Annotated in this window: 23 protein-coding genes and 2 pseudogenes; 11 read left to right on the top strand and 14 right to left on the bottom strand. The window is 70.8% G+C overall.

The window, feature by feature from the left end; translation table 11 throughout:
* Window positions 1-21 precede the first annotated feature (21 nt).
* Both ACQEV2_RS24800 and ACQEV2_RS24795 read right to left on the bottom strand, forming a co-directional pair.
* Entirely contained in the window at window positions 22-1,848 is a 1,827-nt protein-coding gene (locus ACQEV2_RS24800) for a hydroxysqualene dehydroxylase (protein ID WP_433045504.1), read from the bottom strand.
* Between the two features lie 320 nt (window positions 1,849-2,168).
* Window positions 2,169-3,476, bottom strand: coding sequence for a geranylgeranyl reductase family protein (locus ACQEV2_RS24795; protein ID WP_398819996.1), 1,308 nt, complete (start codon window positions 3,474-3,476; stop codon window positions 2,169-2,171).
* Between the two features lie 70 nt (window positions 3,477-3,546).
* Here ACQEV2_RS24795 and ACQEV2_RS24790 point away from each other — a divergent pair, with 70 nt between their 5' ends.
* Together ACQEV2_RS24790 and ACQEV2_RS24785 are read left to right on the top strand one after the other, a co-directional pair.
* The gene (locus ACQEV2_RS24790; RefSeq protein WP_433045500.1) at window positions 3,547-4,080 is read left to right on the top strand and encodes a GNAT family N-acetyltransferase; all 534 of its coding nucleotides are present in this window, start codon (window positions 3,547-3,549) and stop codon (window positions 4,078-4,080) included.
* A gap of 208 nt (window positions 4,081-4,288) precedes the next feature.
* Window positions 4,289-4,600 carry a PASTA domain-containing protein gene (locus ACQEV2_RS24785; protein WP_433054741.1) on the top strand — a complete coding sequence of 104 codons (312 nt, stop codon included), beginning with the start codon at window positions 4,289-4,291 and terminating at the stop codon, window positions 4,598-4,600.
* Here ACQEV2_RS24785 and ACQEV2_RS24780 read toward each other — a convergent pair.
* Both ACQEV2_RS24780 and ACQEV2_RS24775 read right to left on the bottom strand, forming a co-directional pair.
* Window positions 4,587-5,282 (bottom strand): demethylmenaquinone methyltransferase, encoded by a 696-nt coding sequence (locus tag ACQEV2_RS24780; protein ID WP_398819989.1) that lies wholly within the window; start codon window positions 5,280-5,282, stop codon window positions 4,587-4,589. The genes ACQEV2_RS24785 and ACQEV2_RS24780 overlap by 14 nt on opposite strands.
* 98 nt (window positions 5,283-5,380) lie before the next feature.
* A pseudogene (locus ACQEV2_RS24775) lies at window positions 5,381-5,518 on the bottom strand (acyltransferase family protein); the annotation flags it as partial.
* Between the two features lie 20 nt (window positions 5,519-5,538).
* On the opposite strand from ACQEV2_RS24775, the pseudogene ACQEV2_RS24770 reads away from it, so the two are divergent.
* Window positions 5,539-6,081: pseudogene (locus ACQEV2_RS24770) on the top strand (hydrolase); the annotation flags it as partial.
* A 196-nt stretch (window positions 6,082-6,277) separates the two neighbouring features.
* Here ACQEV2_RS24770 and ACQEV2_RS24765 read toward each other — a convergent pair.
* The 6 genes from ACQEV2_RS24765 to ACQEV2_RS24740 form a co-directional block, all read right to left on the bottom strand.
* Window positions 6,278-6,880 carry a hypothetical protein gene (locus tag ACQEV2_RS24765; protein ID WP_433045496.1) on the bottom strand — a complete coding sequence of 201 codons (603 nt, stop codon included), beginning with the start codon at window positions 6,878-6,880 and terminating at the stop codon, window positions 6,278-6,280.
* A gap of 7 nt (window positions 6,881-6,887) precedes the next feature.
* Window positions 6,888-8,102 carry a cyclic dehypoxanthinyl futalosine synthase gene (gene mqnC / locus ACQEV2_RS24760; RefSeq protein WP_433045493.1) on the bottom strand — a complete coding sequence of 405 codons (1,215 nt, stop codon included), beginning with the start codon at window positions 8,100-8,102 and terminating at the stop codon, window positions 6,888-6,890.
* Between the two features lie 71 nt (window positions 8,103-8,173).
* Window positions 8,174-9,001 carry a prepilin peptidase gene (locus tag ACQEV2_RS24755; protein ID WP_433045490.1) on the bottom strand — a complete coding sequence of 276 codons (828 nt, stop codon included), beginning with the start codon at window positions 8,999-9,001 and terminating at the stop codon, window positions 8,174-8,176.
* Window positions 9,001-9,162: a hypothetical protein gene (locus ACQEV2_RS24750; RefSeq protein WP_433055256.1), complete on the bottom strand. Its 162-nt coding sequence runs from the start codon at window positions 9,160-9,162 to the stop codon at window positions 9,001-9,003. The genes ACQEV2_RS24755 and ACQEV2_RS24750 overlap by 1 nt, the downstream gene beginning before the upstream one ends.
* A 60-nt stretch (window positions 9,163-9,222) precedes the next feature.
* Window positions 9,223-11,031: a serine/threonine-protein kinase gene (locus ACQEV2_RS24745; RefSeq protein WP_433045487.1), complete on the bottom strand. Its 1,809-nt coding sequence runs from the start codon at window positions 11,029-11,031 to the stop codon at window positions 9,223-9,225.
* A 119-nt stretch (window positions 11,032-11,150) separates the two neighbouring features.
* Window positions 11,151-11,999 carry a menaquinone biosynthetic enzyme MqnA/MqnD family protein gene (locus ACQEV2_RS24740; RefSeq protein WP_433045484.1) on the bottom strand — a complete coding sequence of 283 codons (849 nt, stop codon included), beginning with the start codon at window positions 11,997-11,999 and terminating at the stop codon, window positions 11,151-11,153.
* 287 nt (window positions 12,000-12,286) lie between these two features.
* On the opposite strand from ACQEV2_RS24740, the gene ACQEV2_RS24735 reads away from it, so the two are divergent.
* On the top strand, window positions 12,287-12,490 hold the full coding sequence (locus tag ACQEV2_RS24735; protein ID WP_003992177.1) for a cold-shock protein: 204 nt from the start codon (window positions 12,287-12,289) through the stop codon (window positions 12,488-12,490).
* A gap of 99 nt (window positions 12,491-12,589) precedes the next feature.
* On the opposite strand, the gene ACQEV2_RS24730 is transcribed toward ACQEV2_RS24735, so the two are convergent.
* Window positions 12,590-13,138, bottom strand: a complete 549-nt coding sequence (locus ACQEV2_RS24730) for a helix-turn-helix domain-containing protein (protein ID WP_433045481.1) — start codon at window positions 13,136-13,138, stop codon at window positions 12,590-12,592.
* Between the two features lie 96 nt (window positions 13,139-13,234).
* On the opposite strand from ACQEV2_RS24730, the gene ACQEV2_RS24725 reads away from it, so the two are divergent.
* The 3 genes from ACQEV2_RS24725 to ACQEV2_RS24715 all read left to right on the top strand — a co-directional run bounded on the left by ACQEV2_RS24725 (window position 13,235) and on the right by ACQEV2_RS24715 (window position 14,972).
* Entirely contained in the window at window positions 13,235-13,948 is a 714-nt protein-coding gene (locus ACQEV2_RS24725) for an AzlC family ABC transporter permease (RefSeq protein ID WP_433045478.1), read from the top strand.
* Window positions 13,945-14,259 carry an AzlD domain-containing protein gene (locus ACQEV2_RS24720; RefSeq protein ID WP_433045475.1) on the top strand — a complete coding sequence of 105 codons (315 nt, stop codon included), beginning with the start codon at window positions 13,945-13,947 and terminating at the stop codon, window positions 14,257-14,259. The genes ACQEV2_RS24725 and ACQEV2_RS24720 overlap by 4 nt, the downstream gene beginning before the upstream one ends.
* A 65-nt stretch (window positions 14,260-14,324) precedes the next feature.
* Complete coding sequence (locus ACQEV2_RS24715; RefSeq protein ID WP_433045472.1) at window positions 14,325-14,972, top strand: class I SAM-dependent DNA methyltransferase; 648 nt, start codon at window positions 14,325-14,327, stop codon at window positions 14,970-14,972.
* An 18-nt stretch (window positions 14,973-14,990) separates the two neighbouring features.
* Here ACQEV2_RS24715 and ACQEV2_RS24710 read toward each other — a convergent pair whose 3' ends face one another.
* Entirely contained in the window at window positions 14,991-15,743 is a 753-nt protein-coding gene (locus ACQEV2_RS24710) for a helix-turn-helix domain-containing protein (protein ID WP_433045469.1), read from the bottom strand.
* Between the two features lie 224 nt (window positions 15,744-15,967).
* On the opposite strand from ACQEV2_RS24710, the gene ACQEV2_RS24705 reads away from it, so the two are divergent.
* From ACQEV2_RS24705 to ACQEV2_RS24695, 3 genes are read left to right on the top strand one after another with little or no spacing between them, the layout of a single operon-like run.
* Window positions 15,968-16,639: a DUF4097 family beta strand repeat-containing protein gene (locus ACQEV2_RS24705; protein ID WP_433045466.1), complete on the top strand. Its 672-nt coding sequence runs from the start codon at window positions 15,968-15,970 to the stop codon at window positions 16,637-16,639.
* A gap of 20 nt (window positions 16,640-16,659) precedes the next feature.
* Window positions 16,660-17,625, top strand: a complete 966-nt coding sequence (locus ACQEV2_RS24700) for an ATP-binding cassette domain-containing protein (protein ID WP_433045463.1) — start codon at window positions 16,660-16,662, stop codon at window positions 17,623-17,625.
* On the top strand, window positions 17,622-18,410 hold the full coding sequence (locus ACQEV2_RS24695; protein ID WP_433045460.1) for an ABC transporter permease: 789 nt from the start codon (window positions 17,622-17,624) through the stop codon (window positions 18,408-18,410). The genes ACQEV2_RS24700 and ACQEV2_RS24695 overlap by 4 nt, the downstream gene beginning before the upstream one ends.
* A 142-nt stretch (window positions 18,411-18,552) precedes the next feature.
* On the opposite strand, the gene kstD is transcribed toward ACQEV2_RS24695, so the two are convergent.
* Together kstD and ACQEV2_RS24685 are read right to left on the bottom strand one after the other, a co-directional pair.
* Window positions 18,553-20,319 carry a 3-oxosteroid 1-dehydrogenase gene (gene kstD / locus ACQEV2_RS24690; protein ID WP_433045457.1) on the bottom strand — a complete coding sequence of 589 codons (1,767 nt, stop codon included), beginning with the start codon at window positions 20,317-20,319 and terminating at the stop codon, window positions 18,553-18,555.
* On the bottom strand, window positions 20,309-20,929 hold the full coding sequence (locus ACQEV2_RS24685) for a DUF6817 domain-containing protein (protein ID WP_433045454.1): 621 nt from the start codon (window positions 20,927-20,929) through the stop codon (window positions 20,309-20,311). The genes kstD and ACQEV2_RS24685 overlap by 11 nt, the downstream gene beginning before the upstream one ends.
* 211 nt (window positions 20,930-21,140) lie before the next feature.
* Between ACQEV2_RS24685 and ACQEV2_RS24680 the strand changes: the two genes are divergently transcribed.
* The gene (locus ACQEV2_RS24680; RefSeq protein WP_433045451.1) at window positions 21,141-22,055 is read left to right on the top strand and encodes a LysR family transcriptional regulator; all 915 of its coding nucleotides are present in this window, start codon (window positions 21,141-21,143) and stop codon (window positions 22,053-22,055) included.
* The last annotated feature ends 35 nt before the right edge of the window (window positions 22,056-22,090 follow it).

Below are 22,090 nucleotides of genomic sequence, written 5' to 3'. Positions count from 1 at the left end.
GGGGGCAGCGGCCCTTCTGTCTCATCCCAGGTCGAAGGTGTTGGGCAGGCCCAGCCTGTAGCGCACCTCGTCGACGCGTTTCAGGGGCTCCAGCTCCGGGGGCCGGTACAGCTCCCAGATCTCACACCGGTCGGCGCCCGAATTGTCCGCGTCCAGGAGCGCGTTGACCGCGAGGCGTGCCGACTCGTTCGCGCCCTCCATCGTGGCCAGGTCCACGTCGGTGCGGACGTAGTCGCCCGCGAGGAAGAAGTTCGGGACCCTCGTGCGGGCCGTGGGGCGGTTGTAGAGGCTGCCCGTGGGGTGGATGAGGAGCTGCTCGCGGTTGCGCGGCTCAGGGCCACCGAGGCCCGTCACCGCCGGGTCCATGAACCAGCCGAGGCGGTCCTCGTCCCGGAGCGTGGTCTTGCCGGCGTCGTTCAGGCCGTCCTTCAATTGGGCCCAGAGTTCGGCGACGACCTCCTCCTTGGTGCATTCCTTGGCCGTCTTGCCGTAGAGGATGCCGGGCTTGTCCCATTCCGAGATGATCGCGGAGAGGCAGTCGTGGGCCCGGCCGTCGCCGTAGTCGCGGGGGAAGTCCCGTCCGTCCCAGAACTGGGCCTGGCCGACGGCGGTCACCGACCAGGGTGAGTCGAGGCAGTTGATGTGGCCGTGCACCACAGGTGTGGGCGTGCGCAGATAGAACATCACGCCGGTCATCCAGTCCGTCTGCAACGCGTCGCACTTGGCGAGCTGCGGGTCGGCCGCGCGCAGGGCGGGGCCCCATGTCACGCGTGCGTGCTCGACCGGCAGGGCGCAGATGTAGTGGTCGGCGGTGACGGTACGTTCGCCGCCGCCGTCGCGGGCCGAGACGCGGACGCCGGTCACGCGGCCGGCGTCGTAACCCACCTCGCGGACCTGGGTGCCCAGGACGAATTCGACACCGAGGGAGCGCAGGTGGGCCTCCCAGGGGTCGATCCAGGCCTCGCTGGTCGGGGCGTTGAGGACGCGGTCGATGTCGGCGTCGCCGTCCATGCCGCGGCCGAGCAGGCCCCACAGGAGCAGGGCCTCGATGATGACGCGGCCGACGGTTCGGGTGGACGCCACCTCCGCGCGCGTGGCGACCAGGTTGCGGGTCTGGCCGACGCCGAGGACGGTCCGGTACTCCTCGCTCATCTCCTCGGCGCGTATGAAGTCCCACCACGCCACCTTCTCCCACTGGTGCTCACGGCGGGCGTCGCAGCTGGTGAGGTGGACGAGGAGGCGGTCGGCGAAGTAGGCGGCCTCGTGGGCGGGGAGGCGGGTGCCGAGGTCCAGGGCCGAGAGGATCTGGTCGCGGATCCAGCTGAGGGTGAGGTCGCCGGGGCGGGGCGGGGTGGTCGCGCGGCGGAGCGGGAAGTGCAGGTCTGGGCGGCCGCCGGCGCGGGCGAACAGGGCCTCGGTGCCGCTGACGAGGTTGTCGTGGACGCCGTTCGCGTTGCCGGGGACGGGGATGCGGCGCATGGTGTCCGGCAGGTTCCGGTAGAAGCCGGGGAAGAAGCGGAAGCCGTGTTCGGCGGGGAGGTCCTTGCGGCCGTCGGCCGCCGTGCCGGGGGCGGGCATCGAGCGGGCCTTGCCGCCGAGGGCGTCGTAGTACTCGTAGACGGTGACGGCGTAGCCGCGTTCGGCGAGTTCGTGGGCGGCGCTCAGTCCGGAGACGCCGCCGCCGAGGACGGCCACGCGTTTACCTGCGGCGGCCTTCGCAGTGCCGGCGGGCCATAAGGCGAGGGCCCCGGCGACTCCTCCGGCACCGGCGAGGAAGCGTCTGCGGGTGTGGCCGGTTTGCGTGGGACCCGACTTCTCCTGGGGCTCGTGCGTGTGTTCTGTTGTCATGAGTCCCGGAGGGTAGGGAGGGGCCGCGCAGGTCGGAAGCCTGTTTCCCGGCCGGCCACAGCATCCTCACAACCCGCAACGGGAGAAGGACGGAAAGGGACAGCGGCGATGCCCGCGACGCGCTGCGGAAGGTGGCGGACCGGCGGGCGAGGTGGTAGCTGCGCCGGGCCGCCGACATCGAGGCCCTCGGCCGGCTGGCCCCTGGATCGACCCCACAGGCGGGCCGGCCCTTGGACCGAGCCCACAGCCGGGCCGGCCCTGGCTCGAGCCCACAGGCGGGCCGGCCTCTGGACCGACCTCTCAGCAGGGCCCGGCTTGGGTCAGGCCTTCGGCGCCACCTTGCTGAGGCCGTTGATGATGCGGTCCATCGCGTCACCGCCGGTCGGGTCCGTGAGGTTCGCGAGCAGCTTCAGCGTGAACTTCATCAGCAGGGGGTGGGTCAGGCCGCGCTGAGTCGCGATCTTCATGACCTTCGGGTTGCCGATGAGCTTCACGAAGGCGCGGCCCAGTGTGTAGTAGCCGCCGTAGGTGTCCTTCAGGACGCGCGGGTAGTGCTGGAGGGCCAGTTCACGTCCTGCGGGAGTCGAGCGGGCGTGGGCCTGGACGATGACGTCGGCGGCGATCTGGCCGGACTCCATGGCGTAGGCGATGCCCTCGCCGTTGAAGGGGTTCACCAGGCCACCGGCGTCGCCGACCAGCAGCAGGCCCTTGGTGTAGTGCGGTTGGCGGTTGAAGGCCATCGGGAGGGCGGCGCCGCGGATCGGGCCGGTCATGTTGTCCGGGGTGTAGCCCCAGTCCTCCGGCATCGAGGCGCACCAGGCCTTCAGCACCTCGCGCCAGTCCAGCTCCTTGAAGGAGTCGGAGGTGTTGAGCACCCCCAGGCCGACGTTCGACGTGCCGTCGCCCATGCCGAAGATCCAGCCGTAGCCGGGGAGCAAGCGGTCCTCTCCCGGCCCCCGGCGGTCCCACAGCTCCAGCCAGGACTCGAGGTAGTCGTCCTCGTGGCGGGGGCTTTCGAAATACGTCCGTACGGCCACGCCCATCGGGCGGTCCTCGCGGCGGTGCAGGCCCATCGCAAGGGACAGGCGGGTGGAGTTGCCGTCGGCGGCGACGACCAGCGGCGCGTGGAAGGTGACCTCGCGCTTCTCCTCGCCGAGCTTGGCGTGGACGCCGGTGATGCGGCCGGTGCGGTCGTCGATGATCGGGGCGCCGACGTTGCAGCGCTCGTAGAGCCGGGCGCCGGCCTTCTGGGCCTGGCGGGCGAGTTGCTCGTCGAAGTCGTCGCGCTTGCGGACGAGGCCGTAGTCCGGGAAGGAGGCGAGATCCGGCCAGTCCAGCTGGAGGCGCACACCGCCGCCGATGATCCGAAGGCCCTTGTTGCGCAGCCAGCCGGCTTCCTCGGAGATGTCGATGCCCATCGCCACCAGCTGTTTGACCGCGCGCGGGGTCAGGCCGTCACCGCAGACCTTCTCCCTGGGGAACTCGGTCTTCTCCAACAGGAGTACGTCGAGGCCGGACTTGGCCAGGTGGTAGGCCGTCGTGGAGCCGGCCGGCCCCGCGCCCACGACGATCACATCGGCGGTGTTCTCGGAGAGAGGGGAGGAGTGGGGCTCGGTCACGACGGTCACGGCTGGATCTCCCCGGGTTCGAAATCTGCGTGCCGACCGGCACTGGACATGGGCAGTCTATTCAGCAGAATTGATCACCCGGCTGAAGGGCTGCCCTGTGAACCGAGCTCTCCCCGCAGTACGGCTGCGTGTGCCCACCGACGAGGACGCGATCGCCTGGCACCGGGTCTTCGCCCACCCGGACGTCATGGAGTTCCAGGGCGGCAAGGCCGCCGAACTCTCCGTCTACGAGGAGCTCACCGCCCGCCAGCGCCGGCACGACGCCGAGCGGGGGTTCTGCCTGTGGACCATGCTCGACGAGGACGAGCAGGTCATCGGCTTCACGGGTGCCCAGCCGTGGGAGCGGGACTGGGGCCCCACGGGCGAGATCGAGATCGGTTGGCGGCTCGGTCGGGAGCACTGGGGCAAGGGGTACGTCACCGCGGCCGCGCGGATGACACTGGAGCGGGTGCGGGCGGCCGGGGTGCCGAGCGTGGTGGCGATGGTCGACGCCCGTAACGCGCGGTCGATCGCGGTGGCGCAGCGGCTGGGGATGCGACTGGCCGAGGTCTTCACCACCCCGCAGTCGCGCCGCGAGGGGCACTGCTACCGACTCGAGCTCTGATCCCGCCTCGGTCCATGACACCGCCTCGGTCCATGACGCCGACTCGGACCGTGACACCGACTCGGAGCGTGACACCGCTCGGATCGTTACTCTCAGTAATCTACTGCTACAGAAAGGTACGTGACGCTTCCGGACGGTACCCCCGGCGGTTACTCTGCCAGTACCGCTGGGGGTGACATCTGTGCGCATAACACCCAAAACGCCCGAGGTGCGCGTGCCGAAACTCGTCGGACTGATGGCCATGGACGCGCGCGAGGCAGCGAAATCGCACGGCCTGCTCCTCAACGCACCGGATCGGCCGGACTTCCACCTCACCGTCGTCGACTACGTCGTACGCCAATATCCCCAGCCAGGTGCCGAGGTGCCGCGGGACTCGATGGTGTACATCTGGTTCGACTTCGGCGAGGGCGAGGGCGGCGGAGGCGTTCGCGAACCACGCACCCCATGGCCGCCCTCGGGCGGACTGCAGCGCGAACTCGACGAGCCCGGCGACCCGTACGCCGTCGTCAGCTCTGCTTGAAGCCCCGGTGCAGGGCCACCACTCCGCCCGTCAGGTTCCGCCAGGCCACCTTCGACCAGCCGGCCTTGCGCAGACGCTCGGCGAGGGCCGGCTGGTCGGGCCAGGCGCGGATGGACTCGGCGAGGTAGACGTACGCGTCGGGGTTCGAGGACACCGCGCGGGCGACCGGGGGCAGGGCGCGCATCAGGTACTCGGTGTAGACGGTGCGGAAGGGCGCCCAGGTGGGGTGCGAGAACTCGCAGATCACGACCCGGCCGCCGGGCCGCGTCACCCGGTACATCTCGCGCAGGGCGGCGTCGAAGTCCTGGACGTTGCGCAGCCCGAAGGAGATCGTCACGGCGTCGAAGGTGTCGTCCTTGAACGGCAGCCTCGTCGCGTCGCCCGCCGTGAACGGCAGCCAGGTGTGCTTGCGCTTGCCGACCTGGAGCATGCCGAGGGAGAAGTCGCAGGGGACGACGTACGCGCCCGTCTGCGCGAAGGGCAGCGAGGAGGTGGCCGTACCGGCGGCGAGGTCGAGGACCTTCTGCGCGGGGCGGGCGTCGACGGCCTTGGCGACCTCCTTGCGCCATCTGCGGTCCTGGCCGAGCGACAGCACGTCGTTGGTCAGGTCGTACCGTTCCGCCACGTTGTCGAACATCGAGGCGACTTCGTGCGGCTGCTTGTCCAGGGATGCGCGGGTCACGGGCCCATTGTGGCAGTACGGCCCCGACGGCCCCGCAGCACCCGGCCGACCTGCCAAACACCCGGCCGACCCGCCAAGCACCCGGCCGACTCGCCTCGCGGCAGCAGCCTCGGCTTCTTCTTCGCCGCCACGTCCTCCACCCAGCCGCACAGCAGCACGAACACCGCGATCAGGATCCAGCCGACGCCGAACATGAACCACTGGCTCTCCAGCGGCAGGTACTTCTCGAACGCGGGCGGCGGCCGCATTCACCTGTCTGCTCGCGCTGACCACGGCGTGCTCAGCGGGGTCCGGCGGTACGACGGACGCGGCGCCGCCGACCCCGACGCAGGCCGGAGTCTCGCCCTCCGAGAGCACCTCGTCGAGCACGTCGTACAGCACGTCGTACGCCCCCTACGTCAGCGCCACCGAGGCCTCCGGCAACGACACCGCCGGCTCCCCGGCGACGTACAACCTGGCCTTCGTGATCTCGGACGGCAGCGGCTGCACCCCCAAGTGGAACGGCACCACCGCTCTCTCCGACTCGGCCGTCCGGGTCTCCTTCGGCGGCGCCTCCGGCAAGGAGCTGGCGGCGAGTTGCGACAGTGCGGATGAGCTGGCGCGGGCCTATGGGGCGGCGTTGGACGCGGCGGGTTCCTCGCAGGCCGACTTCGACATCGAGGGCGATGAGCTGGCCGACTCGGACTCGGTGGACCTGCGTTCCGAGGCGATCGCGCTGCTGCAGGAAGAGCGCGGTGACCTGGAAGTCTCCTTCACGCTGCCGGTGATGCCGTCGGGGCTGGATGGCGACGGTGTCGCTTGATGACGCGGCGCAGGTGCGGGAGTTCGCCGAGGAGATGGTTGACGAATTGCAGCGGGATGGATCAGGAGGACGGGGCGTTTGCGGAGGCCTTTTCGGGATGAGCTCGATCGCTTCTGTAGTACCGCGGTCCGCGAGCCGTTTGTGGTTGCTCGCGCAGCTGCTCGCGCAGTTCCTCGCGCCCCTGGGGGCGCACTCACCGTCGGCGGTAGACCAACCGGCCGCTCACCACCGTCGCCACGCACGTCCCCGCACCCCGCTCGGCCAGTTCCGCCTCGTCCCGTACGTCGAAGACGGCGAAGCGGGCGGAGGAGTGCCGTTCCCTCGGCTGGGTGAACTCCACCGGCAGACCCGAGGCGTACGGGTCGAGCGCGGGGGTGCCGCCGGGGCGACCGAGCCGGCCCATGGCCAGGCCCGAGCGGTGCAGGGCGTCCCGCACCGCGCGATTGCTCAGTTCCTCGCAGGCCACCCGGACCGTGCCGTGGGCCAGCATGCGCTGCAGGCCGCGGCGGGCGCTCGCGCCCCAGCGGGCGTCGTCCATGACGAGGGCTGCCAGCGCATCCCCCGTCAAGGGCTCGGTGCCCAGTTCGTCGGCCTCGCGCGGGTCGGGGTGGTACGCCTCCTCCAAGAGCTCGTTGCCGTGGAGGTTGATCAGCCCGGACGTCAGGATGCCGGGCCACTCCCGCACCCGCGCCCGCGGATGGGCGGCGACGAGCTCGTCCAGCGGCCCGGCGTCGGCGATCCACTCGCCTTTTGCGGCGAGCGCATGCCCCCTGGAGTCGGTGTGGATCGTCAGCACAGGCGGGTCAGTTGGAGGCGAGGATCTTCAGCTCGGGGTGGGCCGTGCCGCCCTCGATCGCCGTCGACGAGATGTGGGACATGACGCGCTCGTCCACGGGGTCGTTCGCCGGGTCGTCGTGCACGACGAGGTGCTCGTAGGTCGTGGAACGCTGCGCCGGGACCCGCCCCGCCTTGCGGATCAGGTCGATGATCTCCAGGCGGTTGGAACGGTGCTTGGCGCCGGCCGAGGAGACCACGTTCTCCTCCAGCATGATCGAGCCGAGGTCGTCGGCACCGTAGTGCAGCGACAGCTGGCCGACCTCCTTGCCGGTGGTCAGCCAGGAGCCCTGGATGTGCTGGATGTTGTCCATGAAGAGGCGCGCGACGGCGATCATCCGCAGGTACTCGAAGATCGTGGTCTGGGTGCGGCCCTTCAGGTGGTTGTTCTCGGGCTGGTAGGTGTACGGGATGAAGGCCCGGAAGCCGCCCGTGCGGTCCTGGACGTCCCGGATCATCCGCAGGTGCTCGATGCGCTCGGCGTTGGTCTCGCCGGTGCCCATGAGCATGGTGGACGTCGACTCGACACCGAGGTTGTGCGCGGTCTCCATGATCTCCAGCCAGCGCTCACCGCTCTCCTTCAGCGGGGCGATGGCCTTGCGGGGGCGGGCGGGGAGGAGTTCCGCTCCGGCGCCCGCGAAGGAGTCGAGGCCGGCGGCGTGGATGCGCTGAATCGCCTCCTCGACCGACACCTTCGAGATCCGGGCCATGTGCTCGACCTCGGACGCGCCCAGCGAGTGGATCACCAGCTGGGGGAATTCCTTCTTGATGGCGGCGAAGTGCTTCTCGTAGTACTCGACGCCGTAGTCCGGGTGGTGACCGCCCTGGAACATGATCTGCGTACCGCCGAGTTCGACGGTCTCGGCGCAGCGGCGGAGGATGTCGTCGAGGTCGCGGGTCCAGCCCTTGGCCGTGTCCTTCGGAGCGGCATAGAAGGCGCAGAACTTGCACGCCGTCACGCACACGTTCGTGTAGTTGATGTTGCGCTCGATGATGTACGTCGCGATGTGCTCGGTACCCGCGTACTTGCGTCGGCGTACGGCATCGGCGGCGGCGCCCAGCGCGTGCAGCGGGGCGTCGCGGTAGAGGACGAGCGCCTCTTCGGGGCTGATCCGCCCGCCCGCTGCGGCACGGTCGAGGACGGCTGTGACATCAAACGACGTGAGGTCGGCCTTCTCGGTCACCGGAGCGTCCCTTTCGTAAGGGTTGTGGACGGACCGAACCAGCCTACGCCAGCCCTTTTACGGGGCTCACCTCAGGCCGCGTACGCCCCGATCAGCAGCCCCACAAACACCCCGGCGAGCAGGAACGGCCCGAACGGGATCGCCGACTTGCGCCCGGCCCGCCGTATGAGCACCCGGCCCCAGCCGTACAGCGCCCCGAACAGGAACCCCGCGAAGGTGCCGAGCATGACCGTCGCCCAGCCGTACCAGCCCAGCACCGCCCCTGCCGCGAGGGCCAACTTCACATCGCCGAAGCCCATGCCGGCGGGGTTGATGAGATGCAGCACGTAGTAGCCGGCGCCGAGCGCGAACGTGGCCCACAGGGCGGTCGGCCAGTCCCCGGCGTGCTCGGGGACGAGGGCGACCAGGCCGAGCAGCAGCAGCGCGGCGCCCGCGAGCGGGAGGGTCAGCGGGTCGGGCAGCCGCCGCACCCGGACGTCGACGGCCGCGAGCAGCACGCCGACCGGCGCCAGCAGCAGCCAGGCGCCCACCTCGGGCCGGGTGCCGGTGGCTGCGGCCAGGGCGGCACAGACGAGGGCGGTGACGGTGACGAGCGTCGGGGCGCCGGGGCCGTACGGCGTACCGGTCGCGCACGCCCCGCACCGGGCGCGCCCGACCCACCCGCCGAACCACCCCTCGATCGGATGCCCGGCCGGACACCGCTCCCGCCAACCCTCTTCCGTCTCCTCCTCGGCCTTCTCCGCCTCCTCCGCCTCCTCAGGGTTCTGCGCCTTCTCCCCCTCCTCCTGCTCCTCCCCCTCCTCGTCCGGAACGGAGAACCGATAGGCGGCCCGCGGCAGCAGCGCTCCCGCCGCCGCACCCCACAGCGCGGCGACGACGACCAGCAGGGCGGTGCTCATCAGACGGCCGCCGCCAGGTCCGGGCGGACCACCTTCACGGCGACGGTACGGCCACCGGGAGAGCGGGCCAGATACACGCGCCCCATGCCGCCGGCACCGAGTCTGCGCAGCAGGCGGTAGCTGCCCAACTCCCGTGGATCGTCGGGCTGCAGCGTCTCCATGGTGGCCTTCCCGTCGCATGCTCACATGAGAGCAGCAACAGTAGAGGACCCCCTGAGACGCTACTCGACCTTCGACAGCCGGGCCTCGGGGTTCCCCTCCGCGTCGCTCTCCGAGCGGTACACCAGGTCGTCTCCGCGCGGAGTGATCCGGACGGTGTGCGGTGCCGGGTTGCAGCCGCCGTGGTTGGTCTTCCGGCCCACGGACGTCACGACGAGCTCCTTCGCCGTCACCTTCTTCAGGGTCAGTACGTCGTTGCAGACGCCGCCGAGCAGGTCCGTCTGCCGGAGGGTGCCCAACTCGTCGCCCACGTCGGCCTTGTGCACGGTCAGCCGGAAGGTGCCCGCGGGAAGGGTGCCGAGGGCGGTGGCCTTGCCCTCCCAGGTGCCGAGGTAGCGAGGGGGGACGGAGCCCGTGGCCGGGGTGGCGGCGTCCTTGCCCGGCGCCTCGGACGAGGCCGCCCCCGAATCCGCGTTGGTGTCCTGGTCCCCACCCGGCAAGAGCTCGAACACGAACACGGACCCCACGGTCACCGCTGCCAACGCCCCCGCCACCGCGAGCGCCACCGAGCAGCTCAACCGCCGCCCACGGCCTCCCTCCCCCGGCGTGGAGGTCGCCGCGACGGAAAGGGAGAGCCTGCCGGGCCGGTGATCGGATGCCGGGGTTGTGTCCTGAGGAGGCCGGGCGTCACGCGGTTCGGGTACGGCGACGGGGGCCTCGGACGCGGAAGAGGAAGAGGAGGGAGAGGAGGGAGAGGGAGAGGGAGAGGGAGAGGAAGAAGGAAAGGACGGGGGTGAGGACACGGATCCTGGCGCATAAGAGGACGCGGATGAGGAAACGGCTGCTGACGGGGACGCGGTCGGGGACACGGAAGCGGCCCCGGGCGCAACCCCCGGCATCACCGGCGGCGGCCCGAACTCCCCGACCGTCGCCTGCCGGCTGAAGGCCACCGGCCCCGACGCGACGTCGTCCCCCGCCTCCAGGTTCAGCAGCCGCACGGCACCACGGCTGACCTGCTCCACCAACGCCCCCGGCAGCCACCCGCCCGCCACGACCCGGGCCGCCCCGTCCGGGGCCAGTCGGCGCGCCACCTCCCCCGGCGTGGGCCGCGCACCCGGCTCCTTGGCCAGGCAGGCCTCCACAAGTTCCCGCAACTCACCGTCCAGCGCGTCGAGTTCGGGCTCCTCGTGGACGACCTTGTACAGCAGCGCCGCCGACGAGTCCCCGGAGAACGGCGGCTCCCCGGCCGCCGCGTACGCCAGCACCGCGCCCAGCGAGAAGACGTCCGCCGCCCCTGTGATCCCCTTGCCCAGGATCTGTTCGGGCGACATGTAGCCGGGCGAGCCGATCGAGACGCCGGTCGACGTCAGGGATGCCGTACCGTCCGTGGCCCGCGCGATGCCGAAGTCGATCAGCAGGGGGCCGTCCAGTGTGAGCAGCACGTTCGACGGCTTCACATCCCGGTGCACCAGCCCCAGTTCGTGGACCGCCGCCAGCGCCTCGGCCAGCCCCGCCCCGAGCACCCGTACGGTGTGCGCCGGCAGCGGGCCACCCGCGTCCGCGACCGCCGCCGCCAGGGACGGCCCCGCCGCATACGCCGTGGCCACCCACGGCACCGCCGCCTCCGGATCCGCGTCCAGCACGGGCGCGGTCCAGGCCCCGCCCACTCGCCGCGCCGCCTCCACCTCCCGGCGGAAACGGGCCCGGAACTCCTCGTCCAGCGCGAAGTGCGGGTGCACGATCTTGACGGCGACCGTACGGCCGCCCGCGCTGCGCCCCAGGTACACCCGCCCCATCCCGCCGGAACCGAGCCGCCCGAGCAGCCGGTACGGCCCCACGGCGGTCGGCTCGTCAACTCCGAGCGGCTGCATCCGCGCCCACCCCTCCCCCGTACGGCCTCTTGAGCCCGTGGAACTCCCAACAGGTCCAGTGGAACTCCCGGCAGGGCCTGTGGAACTCCCAGCAGGTTAGTGCCGAAGTGGCCCGACCCTTACGGCTGCAGCAGATCCACCTTCACATCCGCCGGAAATCCCGTCGTCGGCCCCACGCGCCGCGCGAACTCCGCGACCGCCTCCAGCTGCGGGCCGCCGAAGCGGAAGTCGAGGGTGGTGAAGTACTGCTCCAGGATGCGCTCGTCGAAGGCCTCCCAGCGGGCCGCCTGCTCGGCGACCTTGCCGACCTCCTCCAGGGAGAGGTTGCGGGAGGCGAGGAAGGCCTCGTGGACCTTGCGGGTGATGAGCGGCTCGCGCTCCAGGTAGTCCCGGCGCGCCGCCCACACCGCGAACACGAAGGGCAGGCCGGTCCACTCCTTCCAGAGGGCGCCGAGGTCGTGCACGTCGAGGCCGAAGCGCGGGCCGTCGAGGAGGTTGGCCCGCAGCGCCGCGTCCCCGATGAGGACGGCCGCGTCCGCCTCTTGCATCATCAGGCTGAGGTCGGGCGGGCAGGTGTAGTAGTCGGGCCGTACGCCATAGCGCTCGGCGAGCAGCAGCTGCGCCAGGCGAACGGACGTACGGGACGTCGAGCCGAGGGCGACCCGGGCGCCGTCCAGCCGGTCGAGGGGGACCTGCGAGACGATCACGCAGGACATCACGGGGCCGTCGCAGCCGACCGCGATGTCGGGGAAGGCGACGAGGTCGTCGGCGTTGCGCAGGAACTCGACGAGGGTGATCGGCCCGATGTCGAGGTCGCCACGCACCAGCTGCTCGCTGAGCTTCTCCGGGGTGTCCTTGGTCAGCTCGAAGTCGAGGAGCGTGCCCGTTCTCGCGAGCCCCCAGTAGAGGGGCAGGCAGTTGAGGAACTGGATGTGGCCTACGCGCGGCCGAGTGCGAGAATTGTCCACATCGCGAGGCTAGACCCCGTGGGGTACGCTTCGGACTCCGACCCCAGGGTCAACCTCCTCTCGATCTTCAAACGTCCGGGTGACGTGATCTTGACCTCTATTGCTTTCGGCTGCCCGCGTGCTAGGCTCGCCGCAAGTTGCAGTTTGGTTTCCCTTGCAGTACAGAGCCTGCGGAGCATGTAACCGCGGGCTCTCGTCGTTTTCAGACGTATGCAGTTGTGCGGCATCTTGTTTTCACACTTGCAGGGTTCTGGAGCAGGGCAACCCTTTGGGCCCAAGGAGGGCTTATGGCTACCGGAACCGTGAAGTGGTTCAACGCCGAAAAGGGCTTTGGCTTCATCGCCCAGGAAGGCGGCGGCCCCGACGTCTTCGTTCACTACTCCGCGATCAACGCGAGCGGCTTCCGTTCGCTGGAGGAGAACCAGCAGGTCTCCTTCGACGTGACCCAGGGTCCGAAGGGCCCGCAGGCGGAGAACGTCACCCCCGTCTGATCCGAGGGATGCCCCTCTGAAGACGTCTGAGAGCAGTACCCAAGGAGCCCCTCGCCGTCCGGCGCAGGGGCTCCTGCCTTTACACGTACTAACGCGTGCTTATACGTGCTGCATGACCAGCACGAACGTCGTCCCGGGCGCCAGCGCCTCGTACGAGTGCGGCACATCCCCGCGATACGACATGTAGTCGCCCGGCCCCAGGTCGACCTCTTGCCCCCGGGGCCCCGCCTTCACCCGCCCCGTGCTGACGATCAGATGCTCCACGCTCCCCGGAATGTGCGGCTCCGACTCCCGGGCCGCGCCGGGCTCCGCGCGCAGGTGGTAGATGTCCCGACGGGCGCCGGGCGGGCTGGCGGAGAGCAGGGTGGCCACGTAGTCCGCCCGCTCGGACGCGACGGTGGGCCCCTCGCCCGCCCTGATCACCTGTACGGCCGGGGCCGGCGGCTCCACCAGCGCGCTGAACGGCACGCCGAGCGCCACCCCCAGCGCCCAGAGCGTCTCGACGCTGGGATTCCCGCCGCCCGCCTCCAGCTGGGACAGCGTGGACTTGGCGATCCCCGCCCGTTTGGCCAGCTCGGACAGGGACAGCCCGGCCCGGGTGCGCTCGCGCCGCAGCGAGGCGGCGATCCACGTGAGGGGCTCGCTCATGCGGCTCCCTTCCTGTCGTACGTTCCCTGTCGTTCGCTCTACAGGTACGTTCGTTCGCCTTGACGAACGCCCGCCTGTCCGTTCATTCTGAGAAACATGCGTTCGCTTCTCCGAACACCGATGATGGCATCTCTGACGGGACCTCTGACAGCACCTCTGGTGCGGGACAGTGCACTCGTCTGGCTGGCGAGTGGCGTCGTAGGTGTCTCCTTCGGCGCGATCGCCGTCACCGGTGGCCTGCCGGTGTGGGTGCCGGTGGTGATGTCGCTGGTCGTGTACGCGGGCTCCGCGCAGTTCAGCGCGGTCGGCGTGCTGCTCGCCGGGGGCGGGCCGGTGGCGGCCGCGGCGACCGGGCTGCTGCTCAACGCGCGCACGGCGGCCTTCAGCCTCACCGTCGCGGACGTCCTCGGCCGGGGCCGCGTCGCCCGTCTCCTGGGCGCCCATCTGGTGACCGACGAGACGGTGGCCTTCGCCCTCGCCCAGCCGGATCCGGCACGCCGGCGGGCGGCCTTCTGGATCTCCGGGCTCGGCCTGTTCGCCGTGTGGAATCTGGGCGTCCTGGCCGGGGCGCTGGCCGGCGGCGCGTTGGGCGACACCGGCACGTACGGCCTGGACGCGGCCTTCCCCGCCGTCCTCGTCGCCCTGGTGCTGCCCGCCCTGCGCGAGGGTCCGGCCGTACGGCGGTCCGCGCTGCTCGGCACCGGGCTGGCGCTGGCGGTGACGCCGGCCGTTCCGGCGGGGGTGCCGGTGCTGGCGGCGCTGGCGGGGCTCGCCGTGTACGGACGCGGCGGCAGGAGGCGTACGGCATGAGTGCGACGGTGGCCATGATGCTGGCGCTGGCGGTCGGGACGTACGCCTTCCGGCTGGTCGGGCCGGTGCTCCACGGGCGCGTCGAACTCTCGCCCGGAGTCCAGGAGGTGCTGTCGGCGGGCGCGATCGTCCTGCTGGTGGCCCTGCTGGCCACGGGTGCGCTGACCGAGGACGGCGGCTTCGCGGGGTGGGCGCGGCCCGCCGGGGTGCTGGTGGGCGGCGTCCTGGCATGGCGGAGGGCGCCGTTCGCGGTGGTGGTGCTGGGGGCGGCCGCGGCCACCGCGGTGCTGCGGGCGGTGGGCGTGGGGTGAGGAACTCCCTGGAAGAGAAGGCCCGGAGCGGCGAGTAGCCACCGGCTTCGCTAGGGTCCCCGGCCATGACCGAAGCCGACTTCCTCGCCACCACCCGCACCTTCTACGACGCCATCGCCGAGGACTACGCGGACCTCTTCCGGAACGAGCTGGCGAACAGGCCCCTGGAGCGGGCGGTGCTGGCTGTGTTCGCCGAACTCGTCGAAGGGGACGGCCCGGTGGCCGACCTGGGCTGCGGTCCTGGCCGGACGACCGCCCGCCTCGCCGCGCTGGGGCTGCCGGTGTTCGGGGTCGATCTGTCGGAGTCGATGCTCGCGATCGCCCGCCGCGAGAACCCGGAGCTGCGGTTCGAGCAGGGGTCGATGCTGGAGCTGGATGTTCCCGACGGCACTCTGGCCGGCGCGCTGTCCTTCTACTCCTCCATCCACACCCCCGTGGATCAACTCCCGGCCCTCTTCGCCGAGTTCCACCGCGTCCTGGCCCCCGGCGCGCCGTTGCTCGTCGCCTTCCAGGCCGGCGACCAGCACCGGCACCACGACCGGCCCTTCGGTCACCCGGTCTCGCTCACCTTCCAACGTCGCCGTCCGGAGCACATCGCCGACCTGCTGACGGCGGCCGGCTTCGCCCTGGTGTCCCGGACGGTGCGCGAACCGGACCCGGCGCTCGACGAGACGTGCCAGCAGGCGTTCCTGATCGCGCGGAAGCCTCGGTGAGCCTTGAGAGGCTGTCCGTCAGCGATCTGAACCTGGCTCGGCACTGCCGCCCGCCGCCGTGTCGGGCTTGGTGTGGAGGATGTCGCGGGCCTGGTCCGCGGCGCGGGCGGTGCTCTCGGAGACGAAGTCCAGGAAGCGGGCCATGCTCTCGAGTCGGGTGGCCGCCGGGGTGCCGGAACCGAGGACGCCGACGCCCTGTCGTGCGGTCTCGGCGACCTGGGCGATGGCGCGGGCGCTGGCCATCATCGACTGGTACATGATGTCGTCGTCGACGACGTAGCGCTCGCGGCGGCGTTCGTCGCGTTCCCGGCGAACGAGGCCTTGACTCTCGAGGAACGCGACCGCTTTGGAGATGGACGCCGGGCTCACCTGGAGGCGCTGGACGAGTTCGGACGCGGTGAGGCTGCCCGTGTCGCTGATGGTGAGACAGGCGTGCACCCTGGCCATCATCTTGGGCATGCCCGACTGCATGAAGACGGTGGTCAACGTCTCCTCGTACTCACGCACGGCCTCGGCGTCGCGTCCATTGGCCTGCGGCGGCGCCTCCGGCCCCCGGGGCGCGGCCTGCCTGCGCCGGTGGGCGCGGCGTTCGGTGGCGCGGTGGGCGAGGTCGGCGCGGTAGGCGGTGGGGCCGCCGTTGCGCATGACCTCGCGCGTGATGGTCGAGGTCGGGCGGTCGAGGCGTCTGGCGATCTCCGCGTAGGCGAGGCCGTCGGCCAGTCCCAGCGCGATCTGCTGACGTTCCTGCTGGGTGAGCCTGCCTCCCGGCATCGCGGTCTCCTTAGTGCTCCGTGGTGCCGTCAGCATAGCGTTCACCGCTACTCCATTGCAACGCGTAGCCGCGGTTAGTTGCATTACTCGTCAGGATCATTGCAACGATACTTCGACTCTGACCTGCTCCTATCTGATTTAGATGCAATGAACTCGTTGCCAGATCCTCGAACGCAACGTAGCGTTTCCATCGTCAGAAACAACGACGAACACAGGAGCGCACGATGCAGACGTTCAACACCCCCGCCCCGATCTCCGCCGTCCTCGACATCCCCGCCGGACGCGTCCGCTTCATCGCCGCCGACCGGGCCGACACCACCGTCGAGGTCCTGCCCGCAAACGCCTCGAAGAGCCGCGACGTAAAGGCGGCTGAGCAGACCACGGTCGAATACGGCGACGGCGTCCTGCGGATCGACGGCCCGGCGGCGCGGAACCAGTACCTCGGCCCCTCCGGATCCATCGAGGTGACCGTCCAGCTGCCCGCCGGCTCCCACATCGAGGCCAAGGCGGCCAGCGCCGAGTTCCGCGGCGTCGGACGGCTCGGCGACGTCACCTTCGAGGGCGCGCAGGGCCCGGTCAAGCTCGACGAGACCGCGAGCGCCCGCCTCACCGTCCTCGACGGTGACGTCTCGGTGGGCCGCCTGGGCGGCTCCGCACAGATCAACACCCAGAAGGGCGACATCCGGATCGCCGAGGCGGTGCACGGCACGGTCGTGCTGACCACCCAGATGGGCGACGTGTCCATCGACGCCGCCCACGGGGTGTCCGCCTCCCTGGACGCCAGCACCGGTTACGGCCGCATCCACAACGCGCTCAAGAACACCGACGGCGCCGACGCCGGCCTGACCATCCGCGCGACCACCTCCCACGGCGACATCACCGCCCGCAGCCTGTAGACCTCAAAGGAGCACTCCTCATGACCGATCTGGCCATCGCGGCGAACGGGCTGCGCAAGTCCTACGGCGACAAGACCGTCCTCGACGGCATCGACCTGGCCGTCCCGGAAGGAACGATCTTCTCCCTGCTCGGCCCGAACGGTGCCGGCAAGACCACCGCCGTGAAGATCCTCTCCACCCTCATCTCCGCCGACGGCGGTCAGGCCCAGGTCGCGGGCCACGACCTCGCCACCGACCCGCAGGCCGTACGTGCCGCGATCGGTGTCACCGGGCAGTTCTCCGCGGTCGACGGCCTGATCACCGGCGAGGAGAACATGCTCCTCATGGCCGACCTGCACCACCTGCCCAAGCGCGAGGGACGACAGGTCACCGCCGAGCTACTGCACCGCTTCGACCTCACCGAGGCCGCCACGAAGCCCGCCTCCACCTACTCCGGCGGCATGAAGCGCCGCCTCGACATCGCCATGACCCTGGTCGGCAACCCCCGGATCATCTTCCTCGACGAACCCACCACCGGCCTCGACCCACGCTCCCGCCACAACATGTGGCAGATCATCCGCGAACTCGTCACCAGCGGCGTCACCGTCCTCCTCACCACCCAGTACCTGGAAGAGGCCGACGAACTCGCCGACCGCATCGCCGTCCTCCACAACGGCAACATCGCCGCCCACGGCACCGCCGAACAGCTCAAGAGGATCGTCCCCGGCGGCCACATACGGCTCCGCTTCACCGACCCCGCCGCCTACCACCACGCCGCCTCCGCACTACGCGAGGTCACCCGGGACGACGACTCGCTCGCACTGCAGATCCCCTCCGACGGCAGCCAGCGCGAACTGCGCTCCCTCCTCGACTGGCTGGACTCCACCGGCATCGAAGCCGACGAGCTGACCGTGCACACCCCCGACCTCGACGACGTCTTCTTCGCCCTGACCGGCAGCACCGACGTCACCAACCAGCCGAACCAGCCCAAGGAGGCCGCACGATGAGCACCCTCTCCCTCGCCGTACGCGACTCGACCACCATGCTGCGCCGCAACCTCCTGCACGCCCGACGCTACCCCTCCCTCACGCTGAACCTGCTGCTCACGCCGATCATGCTGCTGTTGCTCTTCGTCTACATCTTCGGCGACACCATGAGCGCGGGCATCAGCGGCGGCCCGGACCGCTCCGCCTACATCGCTTACCTCGTACCGGGCCTGCTGCTGATGACCATCGGCTCTACCACGATCGGCACCGCGGTCTCCGTCTCCATGGACATGACCGAGGGCATCATCGCCCGCTTCCGCACGATGGCGATCCACCGCAGTGCCGTGCTCGTCGGGCACGTCATCGGCAGCGTCCTGCAGTCGGTCGCCAGCGTGGTCCTCGTCGGTGCCGTCGGCGTGGCCATCGGCTTCCGCTCCACCGGCGCGACAGCTCTGGAGTGGCTGGCGGCGTTCGGGCTGCTCGTGCTCTTCGCCACGGCGCTCACCTGGATCGCCGTCGGCATGGGCCTGGTCAGCCCGAACGCCGAGGCGGCCAGCAACAACGCGATGCCGCTGATCTTCCTGCCGCTGATCTCCAGCACGTTCGTCCCGGTCGACTCCATGCCCGGCTGGTTCCAGCCGATCGCCGAGTACCAGCCGTTCACCCCGGCCATCGAGACCCTGCGCGGGCTCCTGCTCGGCACCGAGATCGGCCACAACGGATGGCTCGCCGTCGCCTGGTGCCTGGGCCTCGCGGTGCTCGGCTACTTCTGGTCGACCGCGAGGTTCAACGACGACCCGAAGTAACCGCCATGACAGCGCGGGCCACCTCCGCAACACGTCCCACCCCAGGGCGGCGCACACCGACACCCCGTCGGAGTGCGCCGCCCCGTTCGTGTGCCCTGTTCGTGTGCCCCGTCCGTGTGCCCGTCCGTGTGGAAGGAGGACGTCATCCGGGCAGCCCGGCGATGTCCCGCGCCGCGATGTACCCGAACGTCATCGCCGGGCCGATCGTCGAACCGGCCCCCGCGTAGCTATGCCCCATCACGGCCACGCTCGCGTTCCCGGCGGCGTACAGGCCGGGGATCACCGAGCCGTCCTCCCGCAGCACGCGGGCGCGGGCGTCCGTGACGAGACCGCCCTTCGTGCCCAGGTCGCCGGGGACGATCCGGAAGGCGTGGTACGGGGGGAGCCAGAGCGGGGCCAGGCAGGAGTTGGGGAGGACCGACGGGTCCGTGTAGTAGTGGTCGTAGGCGCTGTCGCCCCGGTGGAAGTCGCGGTCGTTCCCCTTCAGTGCCTGGGAGTTGAAGCGGTCCACCGTCGTCCGCAGGGCCGTCGCCGGGACGCCGATCGAGGCGGCGAGCGCGTCCAGGGTCCACGCCTTGTGCGCGGCGCCCGAGTCGTACCAGCCGGCGGGGAAGGGCAGGGTGGGGGCGACGTCCTTGAAGAGATACCGGTTCCGGTAGTTCTGGTCGACGATCAGCCAGGACGGGATGGCGGGGCTGGTGTCGTTGACGTCGTACATGGTGTGGACGACGTCGCTGTAGGGGGCGGCCTCGTTGACGAAGCGGGTGCCGGCGGCGTTGATCAGCAGGCTGCCGGGGAGGGTGCGTTCGGCGAGGCAGAAGTACGGCTGGTCGGGGAGCGGGATCGCCGGGCCCCACCAGGCGTCGTCCATGAGGCCGAGGGCGGCGCCGATCCGCTGCCCGGCCCGGATGCCGTCGCCGGTGTTCTCCTTCGCGCCCACCGTCCAGTCCGTGCCGATGGGCGCGCGCTGGTAGCGCTCGCGCATCGCCGCGTTGTGCTCGAAGCCGCCGGAGCCGACGATCACGCCCCTGCGGGCGCGGACCAGGGCGGGACTGCCGCCCCGGGTCACCACGGCTCCGCTCACGGCGCCGCCCTCGACGTACAGCTCGGTGAGCGGCGTGTCGAGCCACACCGGCACCCCGGCGGACCGCAGTCCCAGCCGCAGCCCAGCCGCCAGCGACTGCCCCATGGTCAGCGGCTTCTCCCCGCGCAGGGCGGCAGCCGTACCGCGCGCGAGACACTCCGCCGCCACGGCGGCCCCCTTGGCGCTCACCGCGGCCAGGGCCAACCACTTGTAGTCGGCGCTGAAGACGACCATGCCGGCGGGCACCTTCATGTACGGCGGGTTCAGCCGGGCCAGTTCGGCGCCGAGGAGGTTGCCGTCGAGCTGGTCGGGCTCGACGGAGCGGCCGTTCGGGAGGCCTCCGGGCAGCTCGGGGTAGTAGTCGCTGTACCCCTCCATCCAGCGGAACCGGAGCGGGCTGTTGGCCATGACGAAGGAGAGCATCGCCGGGCCGTGGGCGAGGAAGGCCCGCTGCCGGTCGGCGGAAACGTCCGGGCCGACCACGGCGGCGAGGTAAGTGGCCGCCTTCGCGGGCGTGTCCGGCACGCCCGCCGCGAGGATCACGGAGTTGTTGGGAATCCAGATCCCGGCACCGGACCGGGCGGCGGACCCGCCGAAGGTGGCCGCCTTCTCCAGCACCACACAGCTCAGTCCCTGCCGGGCGGCGGTGAGGGCGGCGGTCATGCCGGCGGCTCCGGAGCCGATGACGACGACGTCGTAGGTGCCGAGGAGGGGCAAGTCGACGGCGTGTGCGCCCTGTTGGGATGTGCCCACAAGGGCTGTGGCCGTGCCCGCGGCGCCCGCGGTGAGTACGTGTCTTCGCGAGGGGTTCACGTCACCGTTCATGTCGCCGCTCCCGTTCTGGACCGTCCACCCGCCCTGACGATGTGTCAGAAATGCGAATGTGACGCGACCGCCCTGTGAAGTCAAGGGTCAGACAGTCTTTCCAGGCCGGCTCACTCAGCAGCGGCCGGAAGCGACTGAACAAGGAGAACAGGTCGGCGCCGTACTGTTCACGGAACTTCGGATCGTGGTCGGCGAGGTCGAGTTCGTTGGCGGCGGTGATCTCGGCGAAGTCGCGGCGCAGACGCACGCCCGGGGTGTGCCACCGGCCCGTGAAGCGATCGCGGACCTCGGAGCCCTGGTCCGCGAGGACCGGATACGTGGCCTTGCGGTCGCAGGCGCCGTAGAAGTAGACGATCGCCTCCGCCTCCGCGCCGATCGCCCCCACCAGATCGCCACGACGGTCGAGGGGCAGCAGGGCCGTCGGGAAGCCGTCCGTCCCGTAGAACGCATGGCAGACGCCTGCGAGTTGAAGCGCCGGGCGGGCGTTCCAGGCGGCGAGGCGAGTCCGCACCCGACGCAGGTGAGCGAGGAGGGTGCCTCCCGGGTGCGGGATGTCTGCGGCGCCGAGGTCCTTCAGCAGGGACTCGGCCTGAGCGGCGGGAATCGGCACGTGCCGTCCTTTCGGCGCATCCGGTCGTCCCGGTCGTCCGGTCGTCCGGTCGTCTTGGGTCGGCACCCGCTCCCTCCCCCGCGCTGGTCCGGACTCCGGCGAGGGCGTGGAGCGGGTTGCCGCCCGGGCCCGTGAAGGATCGTCGTACACCGGTCAGAGTGCAGTCAATCCTTGGGATTTGTTCCCAACTCCAAGTGGTAGCTTGGGGGTTGTGACCCTTGATGATCTGCGGGTGTTCGTGGCCGTGTGCCGGGCCGGAAGCCTGAGCTCGGTGGCGCGGGAGCTGGGGTGCACCCAGTCCGCGGTGAGTCAGCACGTGAAGCGGCTGGAGCGGGAGACCGGGGTCGCGTTGCTGGAGCGGCAGCCTCGGGGCGTCGTACCGACGCAGGCGGGGCGGGTGCTGGAGGCGGCCGCCGCCGAGGGCATATCCGGGCTGGATCTGGCGATACGGCAGCTGCGGGATCTCGTCGCCGGCGAGAGCGGGTACGTGCGCGTGGCGACGGGCGCGACGACCGTACGGCACTTCATGTCGGAGGCGGTCGTCGCGTACCGCCGCCGGCATCCCCGGGTCAACCTGGAGTTCCGCACGGTGAGTTCGGGCCGCGGCAGCTTCGACACGCTGGCCGACGGCACGCTCGACCTGGCCTGGATCACTCTCGGCCCGCCGGTACGCGGCATCGAGCAGCGGCCGGTGGTGGAGCTGCCGTGGGTGCTGGCGGTGCGGGCCGACGATCCGCTGGCCGAGCGGCCGTACGTCGATGTCGGCGCCGACCTGCGGGACGTACGGCTGATCCGGCTGCCGCCGAACTCCGCGTCGGCCGCTCATCTGGACGCGGCCTGCGCGGAGTCGGGCGTCCGGCTCGCGCACGACACGAGCGTCGCGGACTGGGACACGGCGTTGCTGCTGGCCGAGCTGGGGGTGGGGCGGGCGATCGTGCCCGCGCTGCCAGGGCTGCCCGTCGCCGGCGAGGGCGACGACGGGAACGGTGACCTTCGCCTGATCCCGGTCCCCGCCCTGCGGCCCCTCCCCGTCGGCTGGGCGGTGCGGCGCTGGGATGCGCTCAGCCCGCCGGCCAGGGCGTTCGCGGACCTGGTGGAGGGGTACCGGCGAGGCACGCAGGGCTGACGAGGCAGGCGCGCTCCCGGCACCGCCGGCTCGCT

The sequence above is a fragment of the Streptomyces sp. CA-251387 genome, assembly GCF_050936625.1.
Taxonomy (GTDB): Bacteria; Actinomycetota; Actinomycetes; order Streptomycetales; family Streptomycetaceae; genus Streptomyces.
This window is presented reverse-complemented; position numbering and strand designations above follow the sequence as displayed.

What these genes read in the sequence shown, in the direction of transcription:
- ACQEV2_RS24725 (WP_433045478.1), top strand. Translation starts at nt 13,235, where the DNA reads ATGCGTTCGCTTCTCCGAACACCGATGATGGCATCTCTGACGGGACCT.
- ACQEV2_RS24715 (WP_433045472.1), top strand. Translation starts at nt 14,325, where the DNA reads ATGACCGAAGCCGACTTCCTCGCCACCACCCGCACCTTCTACGACGCC.
- ACQEV2_RS24755 (WP_433045490.1), bottom strand. Translation starts at nt 9,001, where the DNA reads ATGAGCACCGCCCTGCTGGTCGTCGTCGCCGCGCTGTGGGGTGCGGCG.
- kstD (WP_433045457.1), bottom strand. Translation starts at nt 20,319, where the DNA reads ATGAACGGTGACGTGAACCCCTCGCGAAGACACGTACTCACCGCGGGC.
- ACQEV2_RS24800 (WP_433045504.1), bottom strand. Translation starts at nt 1,848, where the DNA reads ATGACAACAGAACACACGCACGAGCCCCAGGAGAAGTCGGGTCCCACG.
- ACQEV2_RS24710 (WP_433045469.1), bottom strand. Translation starts at nt 15,743, where the DNA reads ATGCCGGGAGGCAGGCTCACCCAGCAGGAACGTCAGCAGATCGCGCTG.
- ACQEV2_RS24745 (WP_433045487.1), bottom strand. Translation starts at nt 11,031, where the DNA reads ATGCAGCCGCTCGGAGTTGACGAGCCGACCGCCGTGGGGCCGTACCGG.
- ACQEV2_RS24730 (WP_433045481.1), bottom strand. Translation starts at nt 13,138, where the DNA reads ATGAGCGAGCCCCTCACGTGGATCGCCGCCTCGCTGCGGCGCGAGCGC.
- ACQEV2_RS24720 (WP_433045475.1), top strand. Translation starts at nt 13,945, where the DNA reads ATGAGTGCGACGGTGGCCATGATGCTGGCGCTGGCGGTCGGGACGTAC.
- ACQEV2_RS24700 (WP_433045463.1), top strand. Translation starts at nt 16,660, where the DNA reads ATGACCGATCTGGCCATCGCGGCGAACGGGCTGCGCAAGTCCTACGGC.
- ACQEV2_RS24735 (WP_003992177.1), top strand. Translation starts at nt 12,287, where the DNA reads ATGGCTACCGGAACCGTGAAGTGGTTCAACGCCGAAAAGGGCTTTGGC.
- ACQEV2_RS24750 (WP_433055256.1), bottom strand. Translation starts at nt 9,162, where the DNA reads ATGGAGACGCTGCAGCCCGACGATCCACGGGAGTTGGGCAGCTACCGC.
- ACQEV2_RS24705 (WP_433045466.1), top strand. Translation starts at nt 15,968, where the DNA reads ATGCAGACGTTCAACACCCCCGCCCCGATCTCCGCCGTCCTCGACATC.
- ACQEV2_RS24695 (WP_433045460.1), top strand. Translation starts at nt 17,622, where the DNA reads ATGAGCACCCTCTCCCTCGCCGTACGCGACTCGACCACCATGCTGCGC.